Origin of the sequence: Teichococcus rhizosphaerae (assembly GCF_002631185.1) — a bacterium.
Taxonomy (GTDB): domain Bacteria; phylum Pseudomonadota; class Alphaproteobacteria; order Acetobacterales; family Acetobacteraceae; genus Pseudoroseomonas; species Pseudoroseomonas rhizosphaerae.
The window spans coordinates 125,058-143,485 of sequence record NZ_PDNU01000006.1 but is presented as its reverse complement, the minus strand read 5'-3'; the positions used below and the strand labels follow the sequence as shown (position 1 = coordinate 143,485).

At 73.8% G+C, this 18,428-nt stretch carries 14 protein-coding genes; 8 read left to right on the top strand and 6 right to left on the bottom strand.

The window, feature by feature from the left end:
• Window positions 1-67 precede the first annotated feature (67 nt).
• On the top strand, window positions 68-1,240 hold the full coding sequence (locus CR162_RS06240) for a DUF2252 family protein (RefSeq protein WP_099094665.1): 1,173 nt from the start codon (window positions 68-70) through the stop codon (window positions 1,238-1,240).
• 147 nt (window positions 1,241-1,387) lie between these two features.
• Window positions 1,388-2,659 (top strand): aminopeptidase, encoded by a 1,272-nt coding sequence (locus tag CR162_RS06235; RefSeq protein WP_099094664.1) that lies wholly within the window; start codon window positions 1,388-1,390, stop codon window positions 2,657-2,659.
• Between the two features lie 40 nt (window positions 2,660-2,699).
• Here CR162_RS06235 and CR162_RS06230 read toward each other — a convergent pair whose 3' ends face one another.
• A complete protein-coding gene (locus CR162_RS06230) occupies window positions 2,700-3,296 on the bottom strand; it encodes a DsbA family protein (protein WP_099094663.1) in 597 nt (198 codons plus the stop codon).
• A 209-nt stretch (window positions 3,297-3,505) separates the two neighbouring features.
• A complete protein-coding gene (locus tag CR162_RS06225; RefSeq protein WP_099094700.1) occupies window positions 3,506-3,910 on the bottom strand; it encodes a ketosteroid isomerase-related protein in 405 nt (134 codons plus the stop codon).
• 81 nt (window positions 3,911-3,991) lie between these two features.
• Here CR162_RS06225 and CR162_RS06220 point away from each other — a divergent pair, with 81 nt between their 5' ends.
• The 3 genes from CR162_RS06220 (at window position 3,992) to ppdK (ending at window position 9,881) form a co-directional block, all read left to right on the top strand.
• Window positions 3,992-4,909, top strand: a complete 918-nt coding sequence (locus CR162_RS06220; protein WP_099094699.1) for a glycine--tRNA ligase subunit alpha — start codon at window positions 3,992-3,994, stop codon at window positions 4,907-4,909.
• Between the two features lie 94 nt (window positions 4,910-5,003).
• Window positions 5,004-7,199: a glycine--tRNA ligase subunit beta gene (glyS, locus tag CR162_RS06215; RefSeq protein ID WP_099094662.1), complete on the top strand. Its 2,196-nt coding sequence runs from the start codon at window positions 5,004-5,006 to the stop codon at window positions 7,197-7,199.
• Window positions 7,200-7,211: 12 nt separating this feature from the next.
• Window positions 7,212-9,881 carry a pyruvate, phosphate dikinase gene (ppdK, locus tag CR162_RS06210; RefSeq protein ID WP_099094661.1) on the top strand — a complete coding sequence of 890 codons (2,670 nt, stop codon included), beginning with the start codon at window positions 7,212-7,214 and terminating at the stop codon, window positions 9,879-9,881.
• 80 nt (window positions 9,882-9,961) lie between these two features.
• Here the strand turns inward: ppdK and ygfZ are convergent, their stop codons facing one another.
• Window positions 9,962-10,783, bottom strand: coding sequence for a CAF17-like 4Fe-4S cluster assembly/insertion protein YgfZ (ygfZ, locus tag CR162_RS06205; protein WP_099094660.1), 822 nt, complete (start codon window positions 10,781-10,783; stop codon window positions 9,962-9,964).
• A gap of 105 nt (window positions 10,784-10,888) precedes the next feature.
• On the opposite strand from ygfZ, the gene CR162_RS06200 reads away from it, so the two are divergent.
• A complete protein-coding gene (locus CR162_RS06200) occupies window positions 10,889-11,806 on the top strand; it encodes a glycosyltransferase family 9 protein (protein WP_099094659.1) in 918 nt (305 codons plus the stop codon).
• A gap of 4 nt (window positions 11,807-11,810) precedes the next feature.
• Here the strand turns inward: CR162_RS06200 and CR162_RS06195 are convergent, their stop codons facing one another.
• Entirely contained in the window at window positions 11,811-12,863 is a 1,053-nt protein-coding gene (locus CR162_RS06195) for a glycosyltransferase (protein ID WP_099094698.1), read from the bottom strand.
• Between the two features lie 46 nt (window positions 12,864-12,909).
• Window positions 12,910-14,169, bottom strand: coding sequence for an O-antigen ligase family protein (locus CR162_RS06190; protein ID WP_099094658.1), 1,260 nt, complete (start codon window positions 14,167-14,169; stop codon window positions 12,910-12,912).
• A 308-nt stretch (window positions 14,170-14,477) separates the two neighbouring features.
• Between CR162_RS06190 and asnB the strand changes: the two genes are divergently transcribed.
• Window positions 14,478-16,250, top strand: a complete 1,773-nt coding sequence (gene asnB, locus CR162_RS06185; RefSeq protein WP_099094657.1) for an asparagine synthase (glutamine-hydrolyzing) — start codon at window positions 14,478-14,480, stop codon at window positions 16,248-16,250.
• Window positions 16,251-16,267: 17 nt separating this feature from the next.
• Here the strand turns inward: asnB and CR162_RS06180 are convergent, their stop codons facing one another.
• Window positions 16,268-16,909, bottom strand: coding sequence for a TenA family protein (locus CR162_RS06180; protein ID WP_099094656.1), 642 nt, complete (start codon window positions 16,907-16,909; stop codon window positions 16,268-16,270).
• Window positions 16,910-17,030: 121 nt separating this feature from the next.
• Here CR162_RS06180 and CR162_RS06175 point away from each other — a divergent pair, with 121 nt between their 5' ends.
• Complete coding sequence (locus tag CR162_RS06175; protein ID WP_099094655.1) at window positions 17,031-18,350, top strand: dihydroorotase; 1,320 nt, start codon at window positions 17,031-17,033, stop codon at window positions 18,348-18,350.
• Window positions 18,351-18,428: the final 78 nt, after the last annotated feature.

Here is an 18,428-nt window from a genome sequence, read left to right as displayed (position 1 = left end):
CATTTTTCCGCTTGCGGCGTGGCCGGCCCGGGCCGAGCCTTTCCGCCCCCTCCGGAGATGCGCGCCCATGGACATCCTGGTCTCGAACGACGCCTATGAAGCCTTCCTGCGCGCCGAGCTGGGGCATGAGCTGGTGGAGGAAGGGCTGGCGGAGAAGCGGCTGGAGATGGCGGGGGACGCCTTCGGCTTCCTGCGCGCCACCTATTTCCGCTGGGCCGAGACGGCGCTGGAACTGTTCCCCGAACTCGCCGGGGCGCCCACCGTGCTGGCGGTGGGCGACATCCACCTGGAGAATTTCGGCACCTGGCGGGACGCCGAGGGCCGCCTCGTCTGGGGCGTGAACGACTATGACGAGGCGGCCGAGATGCCCTACGCCCTCGACCTGGTGCGGCTGGCCACCAGCGGCCTGCTGGCCAGCCCGGACCCGGACTGGCGCGAGGCGGGGCCGATCGCCGAGCGGCTGCTGGACGGCTACGCGAAGGGCCTGCGCAAGCCGGGCCCCACCCTGCTGGACCGCGACCACCGCTGGCTGCGCCACACCGTGATGGTGCCCGACGAGCACCGCGACGCCTTCTGGCAGAAGCTGAAGAAGAAGCGGAAGCATTTCGGCCGCCGCCCCGATGACGAGCGGCCGGTGTTCTTTCCCCGCTACGAGGCCGCGCTGCGCGCCGCCCTGCCGCAGGGCGCGGGCCGGCCGCGCTTCTGGTACCGCAGCGCGGGCCTGGGCAGCCTCGGCCGGCCGCGCTGGGTGGCGCAGGCGAAGTGGCGCGGCGACTGGGTGCTGCGCGAGGCCAAGGCCGTGCTGCCCTCCGCCTGGGTGCGGCTGCACGGCCGGCACGGCCGCGCCGTGCGCTGCCTCGAGCTCGCTTCCGGCCGGCACCGCGCGCCGGACCCGTGGTACCGGGTGAACGATGGCGTGGCCGTCCGCCGCCTTTCGCCCAACAACCGCAAGATCGAGACGGACCGCCCCATCTCCCCGGGCTGGGAGCACGGGCCGGAGGAGCCGCTGGGCCGCGAGGTGCTGCTGGGCGAGAGGATGCTGCGCGCCATGGGGCGGGAGATGGCCGCCATCCATCTCGGCGCCGGCGACCACGCGGCGGCCATCCGCGCCGACCTGGCGAAGCGCCCGGCGGGCTGGCTGCGCGAGGCCGCGCTGCGCGCCGCCCAGGCCACGGCGGCGGAGCACCGGCAGTTCGCGGCGCACATGGCCCGGCACGCGGAGGCGGGGCCTTCCCCTTGACAGGGCGCCCGCCCGGGGCCGCATTGGCGGGGGCCGCGCCCCTTCCGCCCGGGGCGGCGCGGCGCCAGATCGGTTCCCAACGGGCCGCGTGCCGGGCCGCCCCTTTCCCGCCCGGCGCACCGCCGCCACCTGCCGAGGACACGCCGCATGGACCAGCCAGTGCCAACCACCGCCCAGACCTCCGCCGCCCCGGCCGAGGACCCGCGCCTGGACCGGCTGGCCGAGCTCGCCGTGCATGTCGGCCTCGGCGGCATGAAGCCGGGGCAGGAGCTGGTGATGACCGCCCCCATCGAGTCGCTGCCGCTGGTGCGCCGCATCGTGGCCGAGGCCTACCGGGCGGGCGCCTCCCTGGTGACGCCGCTCTTCTCCGACGACGAGACGGCGCTGGCCCGCTACCGCTTCGCCGCCGATGGCAGCTTCGACGTGGCGCCGGCCTGGATGTATGAGGGCATGGCCGCAGCCTTCCGGGGCGGCGCGGCGCGGCTGGCCGTGGTGGGGGAGGACCCCAACCTGCTGGCGGGCCAGGACCCCGAGAAGGTGTCCCGCGCCAACCGCGCCCGCTCCAGGGCCTACCGCCCGGCGCTGGAGCTGATCACCGCCTCCGCCATCAACTGGACGCTGGTGCCCTTCGCCTCCGCCGCCTGGGCGCGCGCCGTGTTCCCCGAGCTGCCCGAGGCGGAGGCGGTGGCGCGGCTGTGGGACGCCATCTTCGCCGCCACCCGCGCCGACGCGCCGGACCCGCGCGCCAACTGGGCCGCGCACAACGCCGCGCTGATGGCCCGCCGCCGGATGCTGAACGAGCGCCGCTTCCGTGCGCTGCGCTTCACCGGCCCCGGCACCGACCTCACCGTCGGCCTGGCGGACGGGCATTCCTGGATGGGCGGCTCCTCGAAGGCGCTGAACGGCATCACCGGCAACCCCAACATCCCGACCGAGGAGGTGTTCACCACCCCCCACGCCGCGATGACCGAGGGCACAGTGGCCGCCACCAAGCCGCTGGCCCATGCCGGCACGCTGATCCGCGACATCCGCGTCCGCTTCGAGGGGGGGAGCATCGTGGAGGCCCATGCCGGCACCGGGCAGGACGTGCTGCAGAAGATGATCGGCACCGACGAGGGCGCGCGGCGCCTGGGCGAGGTGGCCCTGGTGCCGCATTCCTCGCCCATTTCGCAGACGGGGCTGCTGTTCTTCAACACGCTGTTCGACGAGAACGCGGCCAGCCACATCGCCCTCGGCCAGGCCTACAAGAAGTGCTTCACCGACGCCGAGGGGATGAGCGACGAGACCTTCGCGGCGCGCGGCGGCAATTCCAGCCTGATCCATGTGGACTGGATGATCGGCTCGGCCGGGGTGGACGTGGACGGCATCGGCTTCGACGGCTCGGCCACGCCGGTGATGCGCAAGGGCGAGTGGGCGTGACGGGGCCGGGGCGCGGGAAGGCCGCGCCCCGGCGCGGTCGTCAGAGCCGCGCCACGAAGGCCGCCGCGTCCTCGTAGCAGTCCATGTGCGGCACGATCTCGGTGTTGCCGTCCCGCTCCGCCAGAAAGGTGGGGAAGCTGGTGGCGCCCACACGCTGCATCAGCCGCCGCGTGGTGTTGATGTGCGCCTCGACCGGCGCGGCGGCGAGGCCGGCGCGGAACGCCGCCTCCTCCAGCCCCAGCGCCAGGGCGAGCGAGACCAGCACCCCTTCCTCCACCACCCGCTGCCCTTCCACGTAGTGCGCGCGCTGGATGGCGCGCAGCATGGCGGGGGCGAGCGCCTCGGGCACCGCCAGCAGGGCGGCGATGGCGGGGCGGGAATGCAGCACCGTCTCCGGGTCGGCGAGCAGGCTCCGGTAGGCCGCGCCGAAGGGCTGGCCGGTCAGGGCGGCGATGCGGGCATCGGCTTCCAGGATGTGCTGGCGCTGCCCGTCCCGCAGCCGCGTGGCGGGGTGCCAGAGGCCGCCGCCATGCATCCGCAGCCGGATCTCGGGCCGCGCCCGGGCGGCCTCCAGCATGGCGGTGGCGGCGTAGCACCAGCCGCAGAGCGGATCGTGGATGTAGTGCAGGATGGTCATCGATATCCAACGCTGAAGGGGCGGAGCCGGGGGTGCCGGCGAGGGAAGCCCGCCAGCCCTTGCCCCGGCATGTTCGGCGAAGGAGATGGGGCGCGCCTCCCTTCCGTACACCGCTGGCCGTGCCGCTGCGCCGGGAAAGGAGGGCCCGGGCCCTTGAAAGCGCGGCCCCGCGCGAGTCGCGGTCGCGCGCCGTGCCCTGTTGGGGGGGCTCAGCCGCCCACCTGGGCGATCCAGTCGGCCAGGTTGTAGTGGTTGGAGACGCGGGCGATCCGGCCTTCCCGCACCTCGAAGAAGGCGCCGGCCGGCAGGACATAGGCCTGGCCGCGCGCCTCGGGCAGGCCGGCATCGGTGGCCAGGTAGGTGCCGTGGACGGTGAACTCGGCCGCCGCGCGGGTGCCGTTCTCGCCCACCATCACCACCACGTCGCGCAGCTGCTCGCGGTAATGCGCGTTCATCCGGGCCATGAAGGCGCGGAAGGCCGGAACCCCCGTTTCGCGGGCGCCCTGGTTGATGTCGTGCGCCACGTCCTCGGTCAGCAGGGCCAGCATGCCTTCCACGTCGCCGGCGTTGAAGGCGTCGTAGTAGCTGCGGATCAGGGTTTCGGTGGCGCTCATGTGCGGCATGCCCTTCCTTGCCGGGGGGTGGGGCGGGTCTTATGGTGCGGTGCATAACACGGCCGCAAGCCCAAGAGCATGATGACCGAGACGCAGATCACACGCCCCCCCGCGACGACGCCCGCGACGCCGGCCGGCAAGCCGCTCAGCTTCCAGGACATCATCCTGACGCTGCACCGCTTCTGGAGCGCGCAGGGCTGCGTGATCCTGCAGCCCTACGACATGGAGATGGGCGCCGGCACCTTCCACCCGGCCACCACCCTCCGTGCCCTGGGGCCGAAGGACTGGAAGGCCGCCTATGTGCAGCCCTCCCGCCGCCCCTCGGATGGCCGCTACGGCGAGAATCCCAACCGCCTGCAGCACTACTACCAGTACCAGGTGATCCTGAAGCCGAGCCCGGCGGACCCGCAGGCTTTGCTGATCGAGAGCTACCGCGCGCTCGGCATCGACCCCGCCCTGCACGACATCCGCTTCGTCGAGGATGACTGGGAAAGCCCGACGCTCGGCGCCTGGGGCCTGGGCTGGGAGGTGTGGTGCGACGGCATGGAGGTGACCCAGTTCACCTACTTCCAGCAGGTCGGCGGCATTCCGGTGGAGAAGCCCTGCGCCGAGCTGACCTACGGCCTCGAGCGCCTGGCCATGTACATCCAGGGCGTGGAGAACGTGTACGACCTGGACTTCAACGGCCAGGGCGTCACCTATGGTGATGTCTTCCTGCGCGCGGAGAAGGAATTCTCGGCCTACAACTTCGAGCACGCCGACACCGCCCTGCTGTTCCAGCACTTCCGGGACGCCGAGGCGGAATGCGCGGCGCTGGTGGACAGGGCGCTGGCCCTGCCGGCCTATGACCAGTGCATCAAGGCCAGCCACTGCTTCAACCTGCTGGATGCCCGCGGCGCCATCAGCGTGACCGAGCGCGCCGCCTATATCGGCCGCGTCCGGGCGCTGGCGAAGCGCTGCTGCGAAACCTGGCTCGCCCCGGAACCCTCCCGGGGCTGAGGCCGCCCGCCCGCCTTATTGCCGCCCGAACCCGCGCGCAGCCTTTCCCCGGCCAGCCTCCCTTCCGGCCCTCGACCCTCCGCCAAGGCCCACGATGCCCGAACTCCTGCTCGAACTCTTCTCCGAGGAAATCCCCGCCCGCATGCAGGCGCGCGCGGCCGAGGACCTGGCGCGGCTGCTGGGCGAGGCGCTGAAGGGCGCGGGCCTGGCGGCGGAGGGGCTTCGCACCCTGCACGGCCCGCGCCGGCTGGCCCTGGTGGCCGAGCTGCCCGCCGGCACCGCGGCGGTGGAGGAGGAGCGGCGCGGCCCGCGGGCGGACGCCACCGGCCCGGCGCTGGAGGGCTTCCTGCGCTCCACCGGCCTGACGCGGGACCAGCTCGAGGCGCGCGAGGGCAAGGGCGGCACCTATCTCTACGCCGTCATCCGCCGCCCCGGTCGGCCGACGGCGGAGGTGCTGGCCGAGATCATCCCCGGCCTCCTGCGCCGCTTCCCCTGGCCCAAGTCGATGCGCTGGGGCGGCACCAGCAACTTCGTCTGGGTGCGGCCGCTGAAGCGCATCCTCTGCCTGTTCGACGGCGCGGTGGTGCCCTTCGGCCTCGCCCCGGGAGACAGGCCCGGCGAGGATGACGGGCATGGCCTGGCCAGCGGCGACCGCACGGAAGGGCACCGGATCCTCTCCCCCGGCGACTTCGCGGTGAGGAATTTCTCGGAATATGCGACGCAACTCGCCGCACGACACGTCGTTATCGACCCCGTTGAGCGCGCCAAGCTTGTGCGTGACGGTATCGCGGCCCTGGCCGCGGCGGAGGGGATGACGGTGGTGCCGGATGAGGGGCTCGTGGCGGAGGTGGCGGGGCTGGTCGAATGGCCGGTTCCCCTGCTCGGCCGCATCGACGACGCCTTCATGGACCTGCCGCCGGAGCTGATGCGCACCACCATGCGCGTCAACCAGCGCTACTTCGCCCTGCGCCGGCCGGATGGGGGGGCGGCGCCGTTCTTCGCCGTGGTGTCCAACATCGCGGCCCGTGACGGCGGCGGGGCGGTCGTCGGCGGCAATGAGCGGGTGCTGCGCGCCCGCCTCGCCGATGCCCGCTTCTTCTGGGACCTCGACCGGCGGCAGCGGCTGGAGGACTTCCTGCCGAAGCTCGACAGCGTGGTGTTCCACGCGAAGCTCGGCACACAGGGGCAGCGCGTTTCCCGGCTGGAGCGGCTGGCCGGCTGGCTGGCGCGGAGGGTGGGCGCCGACCCGTTGCTGGCCGGCCGCGCCGCGCGCCTCGCCAAGGCCGACCTCGCTTCCGGACTGGTGGGCGAGTTCCCCGAGCTGCAGGGCGTCATCGGCCGCTACTACGCGCTGAAGGACGGCGAGGATGCCCGCGTGGCCGAGGCCATCGCCGCGCATTACCGCCCCATGGGCCCGGGCGACGCGGTGCCCGCCGAGCCCGTCGCCATCGCCGTGGCGCTGGCCGACAAGCTGGACCAGCTCGCCGGCTTCTTCGCCGCCGACGAGCGCCCGACCGGCTCGGGCGACCCCTACGCGCTGCGCCGCGCGGCGCTCGGCGTCATCCGCATCCTGCGCGAGAACGGGCTGCGGCTCGACCTGTCGGACGCGCTGGCCGAGGCCTTCTTCGGCTACCCGCAGGCGGTGGGCAGCACGGCCGAACCGGAATTCGGCATGGCGGTGGCGCAGGAGGCGATGAAGGCGGGCTTCCAGCCCGACCCGAAATCCGCCCACCCGCCGATGGTGGCGGCCTTCGCCGCCGGGCTGCTCGACTTCCTGGCCGACCGGCTGCGCGTGCAGCTCCGCGCCGAGGGCGAGCGGCACGACGTGCTGGCGGCGACGCTCGGCGCCAACGGGGCATCGGGCGGCGGCGCCGACCTGGTGCGGGTGCTGACCCGCGCCGCGGCGCTGCGCGCCTTCCTGGAAGGCGAGGACGGCGCCAACCTGCTGGCCGCCTACCGGCGCGCCGCCAACATCCTCCGCATCGAGGACAAGAAGGACGGGCCGCACCGTCCCGAGACCGATCCCGCCCGCTTCACGGCGGCGGAGGAGGCGGAACTCTCCGCCGCGCTGGACGGCGCGCTGCCGGAAGCGCGGGCGGCGCTGGCCGCCGAGAACGACATGGCCGCCATGGCCGCGCTGGCCCGCCTGCGCGCGCCGGTGGACGCCTTCTTCGAGAAGGTGGTGGTGAACGACGCGGATGCGCAGCGAAGGCGCACCCGCCTAGGCTTGCTGGCCCGACTCCGGGCCGCGATCGACCAGGTGGCCGATTTCTCCAAGATCGAAGGCTAAGGGAAACCCGAGATGCAGAAGTGGGTGTATGGCTTCGGAGCCGGCCGGAATGACGGCAAGGCCGAGATGCGCAATCTGCTGGGTGGCAAGGGCGCCAACCTGGCGGAGATGGCCTCGATCGGCCTGCCGGTGCCACCGGGCTTCACCATCACCACCGAGGTCTGCACCTACTACTACGACCACGGCAAGCAGTACCCGGCCGAGCTGGAGGCCCAGGTGGCCGAGGCGCTGGCGCGCATCGAGCAGGCCGTCGGCCTGAGGTTCGGCGACGAGGCGAAGCCGCTGCTGGTCTCGGTCCGCTCCGGCGCCCGCGTCTCCATGCCCGGCATGATGGACACGGTGCTGAACCTCGGCCTGAACGACCGCACGGTGGAGGGGCTTTCCGCCGCCTCGGGCGACCCGCGCTTCGCCTGGGACAGCTACCGCCGCTTCATCCAGATGTATGGCTCGGTGGTGCTGGACGTCGATCACCACCGCTTCGAGGAGATCATCGAGGACACCAAGCTGGACAAGGGCGTCTCCGAGGACACCCAGCTCACGGCCGATGACTGGAAGCAGGTCGTCACCCAGTACAAGGCGATGGTGGAGGAGGTGCTGGGCCAGCCCTTCCCGCAGGATCCGCAGGCGCAGCTCTGGGGCGCCATCGGCGCCGTGTTCGGCTCCTGGATGAACCAGCGCGCCAACACCTACCGCCGGCTGCACGACATCCCGGCCAGCTGGGGCACGGCGGTGAACGTGCAGGCCATGGTGTTCGGCAACATGGGCGAGGACTGCGCCACGGGCGTCTGCTTCACCCGCGACCCCTCCACGGGCGAGAACATCTTCTACGGCGAGTACCTGATCAACGCCCAGGGTGAGGACGTGGTGGCGGGCATCCGCACGCCGCAGCCCATGTCCAAGGCCCGCGCCAAGCCCGGCGAGCGCAGCATGGAAGAGGCCATGCCCGCGGCCTACCAGGAGCTGGTGCAGGTCCGTGAGACGCTCGAGAAGCACTACACGGACATGCAGGACATCGAGTTCACGGTGCAGCAGAACAAGCTGTACATGCTGCAGACGCGCAACGGGAAGCGCACCGCCGCCGCCAGCCTCAAGATCGCGGTGGACATGGCGCGCGAGGGGCTGATCGACGAGGCGGAGGCGGTGAAGCGCGTGGCGCCGGGCTCGCTCGACCAGCTTCTCCACCCGACGCTGGACCCCAAGGCGCCGCGCAACTTGATCTCCAAGGGCCTGCCCGCCTCGCCGGGCGCCGCCTGCGGCACGGTGGTGTTCTCGGCCGACGAGGCGGAGGCGCGCGCCGCCAAGGGCGAGAGCGTGATCCTGGTCCGCATCGAGACGTCGCCTGAGGACATCCACGGCATGCACGCCGCCAAGGGCATCCTCACCACCCGCGGCGGCATGACCAGCCACGCGGCCGTGGTGGCGCGCGGCATGGGCCGGCCCTGCGTGGCGGGCGCCGGCGGCGTGGTGGTGGACTACAACAGCCGGCAGCTGCGCGCCGGCGGCCAGACGGTGCAGGCGGGCGACACCATCACCCTCGACGGCGCCACGGGCGAGATCTTCCTCGGCACGGTGGCGATGGTGGAGCCGCAGCTCTCGGGCGACTTCGCGACGCTGATGGGCTGGGCCGACAAGGTGCGCCGCCTGAAGGTGCGCGCCAATGCCGAGACGCCGCTCGATGCCGACACGGCCCGCAAGTTCGGCGCCGAGGGCATCGGCCTCTGCCGCACCGAGCACATGTTCTTCGACCCCGCGCGCATCGGCGCGGTGCGGCAGATGATCATGAGCGAGAGCGAGGGCGGGCGGCGCGACGCGCTGGCCAAGCTGCTGCCCTTCCAGCGCGAGGACTTCACCGAGCTGTTCCGCATCATGGCGGGGCTGCCGGTGACGATCCGCCTGCTCGACCCGCCGCTGCACGAGTTCCTGCCCCACAAGGAGGAGGAGCTGGCCGAGGTGGCGCAGAGCCTGGGCGCCGACCTCGCCGCCATGACGCGCCGCGCGGCCGACCTCTCGGAGGCGAACCCGATGCTCGGCCACCGCGGCTGCCGCCTCGGCGTGACCTTCCCCGAGATCTACGAGATGCAGGCACGCGCCATCTTCGAGGCGGCGGTCGCCATCGCCAAGGAAACGGGCCGCGCGCCGGTGCCGGAGATCATGATCCCGCTCGTCGCCGCCCGGAAGGAGCTGGAGATCACCCGCGCCCAGGTGGACAAGGTGGCGAAGGAGGTCTTCGCCGAGGCGGGGCAGGAGATCGAGTACCTGGTCGGCACCATGATCGAGCTGCCGCGCGCCGCGCTGACGGCCGATGCCATCGCCGGGGTCGCCGACTTCTTCTCCTTCGGCACCAACGACCTGACCCAGACCACCTTCGGCCTGTCGCGCGACGATGCCGGCAAGTTCCTGCCCTACTATGTCGAGAAGGGCATCCTGCCGAAGGACCCGTTCGTGTCGATCGACCCGGAGGGGGTCGGCGCGCTGGTGCAGATCGCCAGCGAGAAGGGGCGCGGCGTCAAGGAGGGCCTCAAGCTCGGCATCTGCGGCGAGCATGGCGGCGACCCGGCCTCGATCCAGTTCTGCGAGAGCATCGGGCTCGATTACGTCTCCTGCTCGCCCTACCGCGTGCCGGTGGCGCGGCTGGCGGCCGCGCAGGCGGCCCTTTCCGGCGGCGGCGACCGCACGGCGTGACGTCCCGGGGCGCCGATGGCGCCCCGACTGGCAGGAATAAAGATGGGGTCCGGGGAATTCCTTCCCCGGCCTTTCTTTTTTTACGGAGCCGCCTTCTCCGCCAGCCGCATCCAGTGCGGCACGCGCGGCAGGAGCGTGGCATCCCCGCAGCTCAGCGCCTCGTCGCCGGCGATGGGCAGGCGCAGCAGGGCGAGGCCGAGCCCTTCCGGGTGCCCTGAGCGCATCTCGCCCACCTCCGCCTCGCCGCGCCGGATGGGCGTGCCCGGCGCCGGCACCGGCCCCTGGATCTCGACCGGCACCAGGCGCCGCTTCAGCAGGCCGCGATACTTGGTGCGGGCCGTCAGCTCCTGGCCCATGTAGCAGCCCTTGGTCCAGGACACGCCGCCCAGCTCGTCGAAGCCGGCCTCCAGAAGCACGGATTTCTCCGGCTCCAGATCCGGCGCGCCGTCCGGCAGGCCGAGGGAAAGGCGGTGGCGGGCGTAGTCCCCGTCCCCTGCGGGCAGGCGGCCGGCGGGCAGCAGGGCGCGCCAGCCCGCTTCCGGCAGGCGCGGATCGGGCGCGGCGATGGCGCCTTCCGGCGGCGCCGCCTGGCCCCAGCCGGCCAGCACGGCGAGGTCGGGGCGCGGGGCCAGCGCCACCTTCGAGCGCAGGCGGAAGCGGGACAGGCGCTGCGACAGCATCTCCGCCTGAGGGGCGGCGCAGTCCAGCAGCAGCGCGTCCGGGGCCGCGAAGATGAAGAAATCGGCCAGCCACTTGCCCTGCGGCGTCAGCAGCGCGGACCAGACGGCGCGGCCGGGGCCGGCGAGGCCCACATCGTTGGAAACGAGGCCCTGCAGGAAGCCGGCGCGGTCCTCGCCGGTCAGTTCCACCACGGCGCGGTCGGGGAGGGGAGCGATGGACATGGGCTGAGAATTGGCATCGCATCGCGCCGGCACAAGCCATCACGGCCAAGCCCCCGGCATTCCCCTGCGCGCGGCGGGGAAACCGTGCTAGAGCCGCGCCCGACCATGCGCATCCTGTTCGTGACCGCCACCCGGATCGGGGATGCGGTGCTTTCCACCGGCCTGCTGGACCACCTGCTGCGGGCCTACCCTTCCGCGCGCATCACCATCGCCTGCGGGCCGGTGGCCGAGGGCGTGTTCGCCCGCATGCCCAACCGCGAGGCGACCATCCTGCTCGCCAAGCGGCGCTTCGCGGGGCACTGGGTCTCGCTCTGGGCGGAGGTGGCGCGGCAGCGCTGGGACCTGGTGGTGGACCTGCGCGGCTCCGCCCTCTCCTGGCTGGTGTGGACGCGGCGGCGGGCGGTGATGCGCGGCGGGCGCCGGCCGGGGCACAAGCTGCTGCAGCTGGCGGGCGTGCTGGGGCTGGAGCCCGCGCCGCGCCCGGTGGCCTGGTTCGGCCCGCAGGACGTGGCGCGGGCAGAGGCCCTGCTGCCGGGGGAGGGGCCCTATCTCGCCCTTGGCCCCAGCGCCAACTGGTCCGGCAAGGTGTGGCCGCCGGAGCGGTTCGTGGCGCTGTTCCAGGCGCTGGCGGGGCCGGGCGGGCGGCTGGAGGGCGCGCGCCCCGTGGTGCTGGGCGGCCCCGGCGCCACCGAGGCCGCCATGGCCGCGCCCGTGCTGGCGGCGCTGCCGCAGGCGGTCGACCTGGTGGGCCGGCTGGAGCTGCCGGAGGCGGCGGCGCTGCTGTCGCGCTGCGCGCTGTTCGTGGGCAATGATTCGGGGCTGATGCACCTTTCGGCGGCGGCCGGCACGCCGACGCTGGGGCTGTTCGGCCCCACCCCCGCGGCGGAATACGCGCCGGTGGGGCGCCGCGCCCGCGCCGTGCTGGCGCGCGGCCTGCCCGGCCGGGCACCGATGGGCGCGCTCAGCGCCGAGGCCGCGCTGGAGGCAGCCGTGGCGCTGCTCGACACGCCGGCGGAAGGCTGAGGGCTCAGCCTCCGCCCGATGTCGTGCCGGGTGCCACCTGGCGCATGAAGTCCCGCCATTGCGCCACCACCGCCGCCTCGGAGAAGCTCGCCTCATAGGCGGCGCGCCCCGCCGCGGCCAGGGCGGCACGGCGCTCGGGCGCCGCCAGAAGTTCCGCCAGCGCCCGGCCCAGCGCCTCGGGCGCGTCGCGCGGCACCAGCAGGCCGGTCTCGCCATGGCGGATCAGCTCGGCGGGGCCGGCGGCATCGGCGGCCACCACGGGGCGGGCGGCGCTCCAGCCTTCCAGCACCACATTGCCCAGCGGCTCGTGGCGGGACGGGCAGACCATCACGTCGCAGGCGGCCAGCAGCGCCGCCGTGTCCTGCCGCCAGCCGAGGAAGCGCACCCGCTCCGCCACGCCAAGCTCGGCGGCGAGGCGGGTGAGCGCCGCGCGCTCCGGCCCTTCGCCGGCCAGCAGCAGCACGGCGCCGGGCACCAGGGGCAGGGCGCGGAGCAGCGTGTCGAACGCCTTGTTGGCGTGCAGCCGGCCCAGCGCCAGCAGGCGCGGCGCGCCATCGGGCAGGTTCAGCCCGGCGGGCAGCTCGGCGGGCAGGACGCCGAACATGTCGTCGGCGAAGTTGGGCAGGTGGTGCACCCGCGCTTCCGGCCAGCCCTGCTCCACCATCCAGCGGCACAGGCCGCGCGTGTTGCCCACCAGATGGTCGCAATGGCGGTAGTGGCGCAGGTCGTAATAGCCGCCGAGGCGGCCCACCAGCGCCCAGGGTCCGCGTGGGGTGAAGCCGGCGGCGCGGTTCATCCAGGCCACCACCACCTGGGGCCGGAAGGCGCGCAGGTGACGGCGGAGCTGGAAATGAGTGGGCAGGTCCAGCCAGCGCTGGCCGAAGCGGAGCTGCACCGGCGCCGGCCCCCGCACCGCGATGCGCGCCGCACGGGCGGGGTTGGCGCGAATCAGGGGCAGCACCTCCTCCCCCGCCGCATGCAGCGCGCAGCAGAGGCGCTCATAGAAGCTCTCGGCGCCGCCCATCGGGGCGCCCGCCATCACCTGGGCCAGCCTCATGCTTTCTCCCCCGTTCCCGATCCGGGCGCCAATGCGCGGCCGCTCCTCATGGCGCCGCCCGCAGCCGGGCCAGGGCGGCAAGGCCCACCGCCAGCAGCAGCAGCACGCCGATCCACCAGGCCTGCCACACCCCGTAGCTCAGCATGCCCACCACGCCGCCCGAGGTCAGCAGCCCGGCGGCGGCCGGGGCGTGCAGCGCGGCGCCCCGCCAGCCCAGCCACAGCAGCAGTCCGGCCGCCAGCAGCGCGCCCACCGCGCCCAGCTCCAGCCAGATCTGCAGCGGCGCGTTGTGCGGGTGCAGCGGCAGTCGCTGCGCCCGCACGCCCTCGAACCAGGCGCGCGGCACGGGGCCGCCGAGGCCGAAGCGTTCCAGCGTGGCGGTGCCGAAGGTGTCGCGCCCGCCCGGCACGCTGCGGCTGGCCTCGCCGCCCCAGCCCAGCAGCGGGCGCTCGCCGATCCGCTCCAGCACGAAGTCCCAGATCAGCACGCGGTGCGCGGCGGAGGGTGGGAGGGCGTCCAGCGCCGGCAGGCGGGGCAGGGCGGCACCGAGCAGCAGCGGCGCCGCCAGCACCGCCACCGCCAGCAGGGCGCCCGCGGCGCGCGCCACCCAGGCGCCCAGCAGCCAGGCCGCCGCCATGGCCGCCAGCCCGGCCAGCACCGCGATCTTGGCCGATTCCGCCGGCAGCCACAGCACGGTGGCCACGCCCAGCGGCAGCAGCGCCCAGCGCACCACGGAGGGCAGCACCGCCGGAGGGGAAGAAGGCAGGCACAGCGCCAGCGGCAGCAGCACGGCGATGACCGAGACCGCCGGCTTCAGCCCGAAGGGCAGGTTGGGCGGCGCCTCGGCCGGGCTCATGCCGCGCACGGCGGCGCGCAGCCAGTGGCCGCTGGCATGGTCGAGAAGGGCGAGGGCGATGCCCGCCGCCAGCCCCCAGCCCAGGCAGCGCAGCACGGCGCGCAGCCGGTGCGGCGGCTGCTCCGCCACCGCCCGCGCCGCCATGGCGCCGAGCAGCACGTAAAGGCCGAGGGTGAGGGCGGTGGTGGCGGCGCGGCCGGGCTCGAGCGCCCAGGCGGCGCTGGCCAGCAGCCAGCCGAGGGGCAGCAGCACCGGCGCCAGCATGGCGGGCCGGGGGAGGGGGAGGCGCCGGTGCTCCCGCGCATGCAGCGCCACCGCCGCCAGGAAGCCCAGCACGGTGAGCAGCGCCAGGGCGCGGAACTGCAGCACCGCCACCGTGGGGGCGGCGGCCAGCATCAGGCCGGTCGGCAGGCTGGCGCCGCGCAGGCCGCGCGGGTCGGAGGCAGGCATGGGCGGGGCAACTCCCGGCTGGTGCGGCAAGAATGGGGGCGATGGGAATGGGGGGCGGCAAGCAGGGCGCGGGAAAGAACCATGCGGCCCCGAGGGTGGCAAGGATGGCCCCCGCCTTGTCGTGCCTTGACAGGAACCCCGCCGAGCCGCTTGGTAGTCCTGAGAAATCCATGCGCATGGCCCCGATGCTGCCGCAGATCCAGCCCCGCCCGGGGCGGCCAGGGCCAGTGCTCCGGCCCCGACGGGCGGCCTCCTTCCCGCTGCTCCCAGCCTTCGCCGCCACCTCGCGCGGCGGGGAAGGCTAGGCCATGTGCGGAATCGCCGGCCTGTCGCTGCATGGCCGCGCCGTGCCGGACGCGGCGCTGCTGCAGCGCCTGACCGACGCGCTGGCGCATCGCGGCCCCGATGGCGCGGGGCACCATGTGGCGGCCAATGTGGCGCTGGCGCACACCCGGCTGGCCATCATCGACCTGGCGGGGGGCGACCAGCCGCTGTTCGCCGGCCCCGCCGCGCTTGTGGGCAATGGCGAGGTGTACAACTACCGGGAGCTGCGCACCGAGAACCAGCTCGCCTGCGCCACGGGCAGCGACTGCGAGCCGCCGCTGCACCTGTTCCGGCGCGACGGGCTGGCCTTCGCGGAGCGGCTGCGCGGCATGTACGCCCTGGCGGTGCACGACCGCGCCACGCGGCAGGTGGTGCTGGCGCGCGACCCCTTCGGCATCAAGCCGCTCTACACCGCCGAGCTGCCGGGCGGCATCGCCTTCGCCTCCGAGCCGCAGGCGCTGATCGGCGCCGGGCTCGTGGCGCCGCGGCTGCGCCCCGAGGCGCGGGCCGAGCTGCTGCAGATGCAGTTCACCACCGGCGCCGAGACCATCTTCGAGGGCATCCACCGCGTTCTGCCGGGCGAGACCATCGCCATCGCGGAAGGGCGGGTGCTGGAGCGCCGCCGCCGCGCCGCCCTGCCCGAGGGCGGGCCGGCTCCCGTCACCGAGGCCGAGGCGCTGGTCCGCTTCGACGTCGCCTTCCGCTCCAGCGTCGAGCTGCACCAGAGGAGCGACGTGCCCTATGGCATGTTCCTTTCCGGCGGCACGGACAGCGCCGCGGTGCTGGCGATGATGGCGCGGCTGAACGAGGCGCCGGTGCGTGCCTTCACCGCCGGCTTCGACGTGCCCGATTCGCAGAAGGGGGGCGCGGCCGACGAGCGGGAGCGCGCCGCCGCCCTGGCGCGTGCCGCCGGCGCCCGGCACGAGACGGTGACGGTGGGCGAGGCCGATGTGTGGCGCCACCTGCCCGAGATCGTGGCCGGCATGGACGACCCCGCCGCCGACTATGCCATCATCCCCACCTGGTTCCTGGCGCGGCGGGCGCGGCAGGAGGTGAAGGTGGTGCTGTCCGGCGAGGGGGGGGACGAGCTGCTGGGCGGCTATGGCCGCTACCGCGCCGCCATGCGCCCCTGGTGGCTGGGCGGCAAGGCGCCCCGCACCCGTGGCGCCTTCGACCGGCTGGACGTGCTGCGCGAGGCGCCGACCGGCTGGCGCGACGGCATCGCCGCCGCAGAGGCCGCCGTGGCGCTGCCCGGCCGCACCCGGCTGATGGCCGCCCAGGCGCTGGATGTCGCCGACTGGCTGCCCAACGACCTGCTGATCAAGCTCGACCGCTGCCTGATGGCGCATGGGGTGGAGGGGCGCACCCCCTTTCTCGACACCGCCATGGCCGAGGCGGTGTTCCGCCTGCCGGACGGGCTCAAGGTGCGCAAGGGCGCCGGCAAGTGGCTGCTGCGCGAATGGCTGGCGCGCAACTTCCCCGCCTCCGAGCCGCACCGGCCGAAGCAGGGCTTCACCGTGCCGGTGGGGGCCTGGATCGGCGCGCGGGCCGAGCGGCTGGGGCCCCTGGTGGCGGCGCAGCCCGGCGTGATGGAGATCGCCCGGCCGGAGAAGGTGGTGGCGCTGTTCAAGGCCGCCGCCGGCAAGCGCGAGGGCTTCGCCGCCTGGCACCTGCTGTTCTACGCGCTGTGGCACCGCCGCCATGTGGAGGGCGTGATGCCGCAGGGCGACACCTTCGAGTATCTCGCCGCCCGCTGAGGGGCGGCTTCCTCCGCTCAGGCGTAAAGGTCGTCGAAGAACCGCCGCTCAAGCCGGACCGCCCGCCGGAACAGCGCGGCGCAGGCGGCCTCCTCCGCCGGCCCCACCCGGTCCAGCTCCGCCCGCAGCCAGCCGACGAAGCCGCGGAAGAAGTCGTTGTCGTGCAGGGTGATCCACTCGGCATGCACGAAGTCCGGCGGCAGGGGACCGCTGCGGCGGGTGGCCCAGCTCAGGTACAGCCATTCCGCCACCACCAGCACGGACAGCGCCTGCGCGTAGGAGCGGCTTTCCGCCGCTTCCCGCATCAGCGCCTGGAAGGCGCGGGTGGTCTCGCTCAGCGCAGGCGCGGCGCGCTCCGCTTCCGGCACGCCGAGCGCGTCGAAGGCCCGCTGGAAGTAGGTGTTCTCGTCGCTCACGATCATCGCCAGGAAGCCCGAAAGGCGCAGGCGGGAGGCATAGCTGTCGGCGCTGGCGATGGCGGCGCCGAGCAGCGCCACGAAGCGGTCGATGAACTGGTAGTCCTGCACCAGGTAGGCCCGCATCCGCGCCGGCTCGGCCGTGCCCGCCAGCATGGCATCGACGAAGCGGTGGCGGATGGCGGCGTTCCAGTCCTCGGCGCAGGCGCGGCGCAGCGCCTCGGAGAATCCGGTTCCGGTCATGGCGTGTCTCCCCTTGTGCGGGGAAGCGGATAGCAGAGCCGCGCCCGGGGGTCGCCCCCGCGCCCGGATCGGCCTACAGAGGGGGCCAGGTTCGGCCCCCACCTGACAAGGAATGCTCCGCATGACCAGCTACGACCTCATCCTGCGCGGCGGACGCTGCGTGCTCCCCTGGGGCGAGGAGGAGGTCGATGTCGGCGTGCGCGCCGGCCGCGTCGCGGCGATCGGCGACCTGCGCATGGCCGCGGCCGCGGAGGTGGTGGACTGCAAGGGCCTGCACGTCCTGCCCGGCCTGATCGACCCGCATGTGCACCTGCGCGACCCGGGGGACGCGGCGGTGGAGACCATCGAGACCGGCACCAGGGCCGCCATCCTCGGCGGCCTCACGGCGGTGTTCGACATGCCCAACACCAGCCCGCCCATCACCGGCCAGGCGGCGCTGGAGGCCAAGCGGGCCTATGTGAAGGGCCGCGCCTGGTGCGACATCGGCTTCTATGTCGGCGCCGCGCGCTCCAACATCGGCGCGCTGGCGGCGCTCGAGGCCAATGAGGATGTGTGCGCCATCAAGGTGTTCGCCGGCTCCTCCACGGGCGACCTGATGGTGGAGGACGATGCGAGCCTGGAGCGGGTGATGCGCTCCGGCCGCCGCCGCATCGCCTACCATTCGGAGGACGAGTACCGGCTGCAGGAGCGCAAGCCGCTCTATGCCGCGGGCGGCCCGCACCGGCTGCACGCCGAGTGGCGCGACGTGGAATGCGCCTTCCTGGGCACCCGCCGGCTGATGGCGCTGGCGCGCGAGACCGGCCGCCCGGCGCACATCCTGCACGTCTCCACCGCCGAGGAACTGGGATACCTGAAGGATTTCCGCGACGTCGCCACGGTGGAGGTGCTGGTCAACCACCTCAGCCAGACGGACGAGGCCTATGACCGCCTCGGCGGCTACGCGGTGATGAACCCGCCGATCCGCGACGCCCGCCACAAGGAGGCGGCCTGGGCGGCGGTGCGCGACGGCACGGTGGACTGCATCGGCTCCGACCACGCGCCGCACAGCCGCGCCGCCAAGGAGCGCCCCTGGCCGGCCACCGCCGCCGGCCTGACCGGGGTGCAGACCCTGGTGCCGCTGATGCTGGACCATGTGAACGCCGGCCGCCTCTCGCTCGGCCGGCTGGTGGACCTGATGGCCGCCGGCCCCGCCCGCGTCTACGGCGCCGTGGGCAAGGGCCGCCTGGCCGCGGGCTACGACGCCGACTTCACGGTGGTGGACATGAAGCGCGCCCGCACCATCGAGGAAAGCTGGATCGTCTCGCCCTGCGGCTGGACGCCCTTCGCCGGCCAGCGCGTCACCGGCTGGCCGGTGATGACGGTGCTGCGCGGCCATGTGGCGATGCGCGAGGACAGCGTGCAGGGCGCCCCGGAGGGCCGGCCCGTCAGCTTCCACGGCTGAGGCCGCGGCGGGGGCGCCCGGCCCCCGCCGCCAAAGGAGTGCCGCCAAAGGCTTAACGTGGCGCGCCGCGGCCGCTAT

What these genes read in the sequence shown, in the direction of transcription:
- CR162_RS06240 (WP_099094665.1), top strand. Translation starts at nt 68, where the DNA reads ATGGACATCCTGGTCTCGAACGACGCCTATGAAGCCTTCCTGCGCGCC.
- CR162_RS06235 (WP_099094664.1), top strand. Translation starts at nt 1,388, where the DNA reads ATGGACCAGCCAGTGCCAACCACCGCCCAGACCTCCGCCGCCCCGGCC.
- CR162_RS06230 (WP_099094663.1), bottom strand. Translation starts at nt 3,296, where the DNA reads ATGACCATCCTGCACTACATCCACGATCCGCTCTGCGGCTGGTGCTAC.
- CR162_RS06225 (WP_099094700.1), bottom strand. Translation starts at nt 3,910, where the DNA reads ATGAGCGCCACCGAAACCCTGATCCGCAGCTACTACGACGCCTTCAAC.
- CR162_RS06220 (WP_099094699.1), top strand. Translation starts at nt 3,992, where the DNA reads ATGACCGAGACGCAGATCACACGCCCCCCCGCGACGACGCCCGCGACG.
- glyS (WP_099094662.1), top strand. Translation starts at nt 5,004, where the DNA reads ATGCCCGAACTCCTGCTCGAACTCTTCTCCGAGGAAATCCCCGCCCGC.
- ppdK (WP_099094661.1), top strand. Translation starts at nt 7,212, where the DNA reads ATGCAGAAGTGGGTGTATGGCTTCGGAGCCGGCCGGAATGACGGCAAG.
- ygfZ (WP_099094660.1), bottom strand. Translation starts at nt 10,783, where the DNA reads ATGTCCATCGCTCCCCTCCCCGACCGCGCCGTGGTGGAACTGACCGGC.
- CR162_RS06200 (WP_099094659.1), top strand. Translation starts at nt 10,889, where the DNA reads ATGCGCATCCTGTTCGTGACCGCCACCCGGATCGGGGATGCGGTGCTT.
- CR162_RS06195 (WP_099094698.1), bottom strand. Translation starts at nt 12,863, where the DNA reads ATGAGGCTGGCCCAGGTGATGGCGGGCGCCCCGATGGGCGGCGCCGAG.
- CR162_RS06190 (WP_099094658.1), bottom strand. Translation starts at nt 14,169, where the DNA reads ATGCCTGCCTCCGACCCGCGCGGCCTGCGCGGCGCCAGCCTGCCGACC.
- asnB (WP_099094657.1), top strand. Translation starts at nt 14,478, where the DNA reads ATGTGCGGAATCGCCGGCCTGTCGCTGCATGGCCGCGCCGTGCCGGAC.
- CR162_RS06180 (WP_099094656.1), bottom strand. Translation starts at nt 16,909, where the DNA reads ATGACCGGAACCGGATTCTCCGAGGCGCTGCGCCGCGCCTGCGCCGAG.
- CR162_RS06175 (WP_099094655.1), top strand. Translation starts at nt 17,031, where the DNA reads ATGACCAGCTACGACCTCATCCTGCGCGGCGGACGCTGCGTGCTCCCC.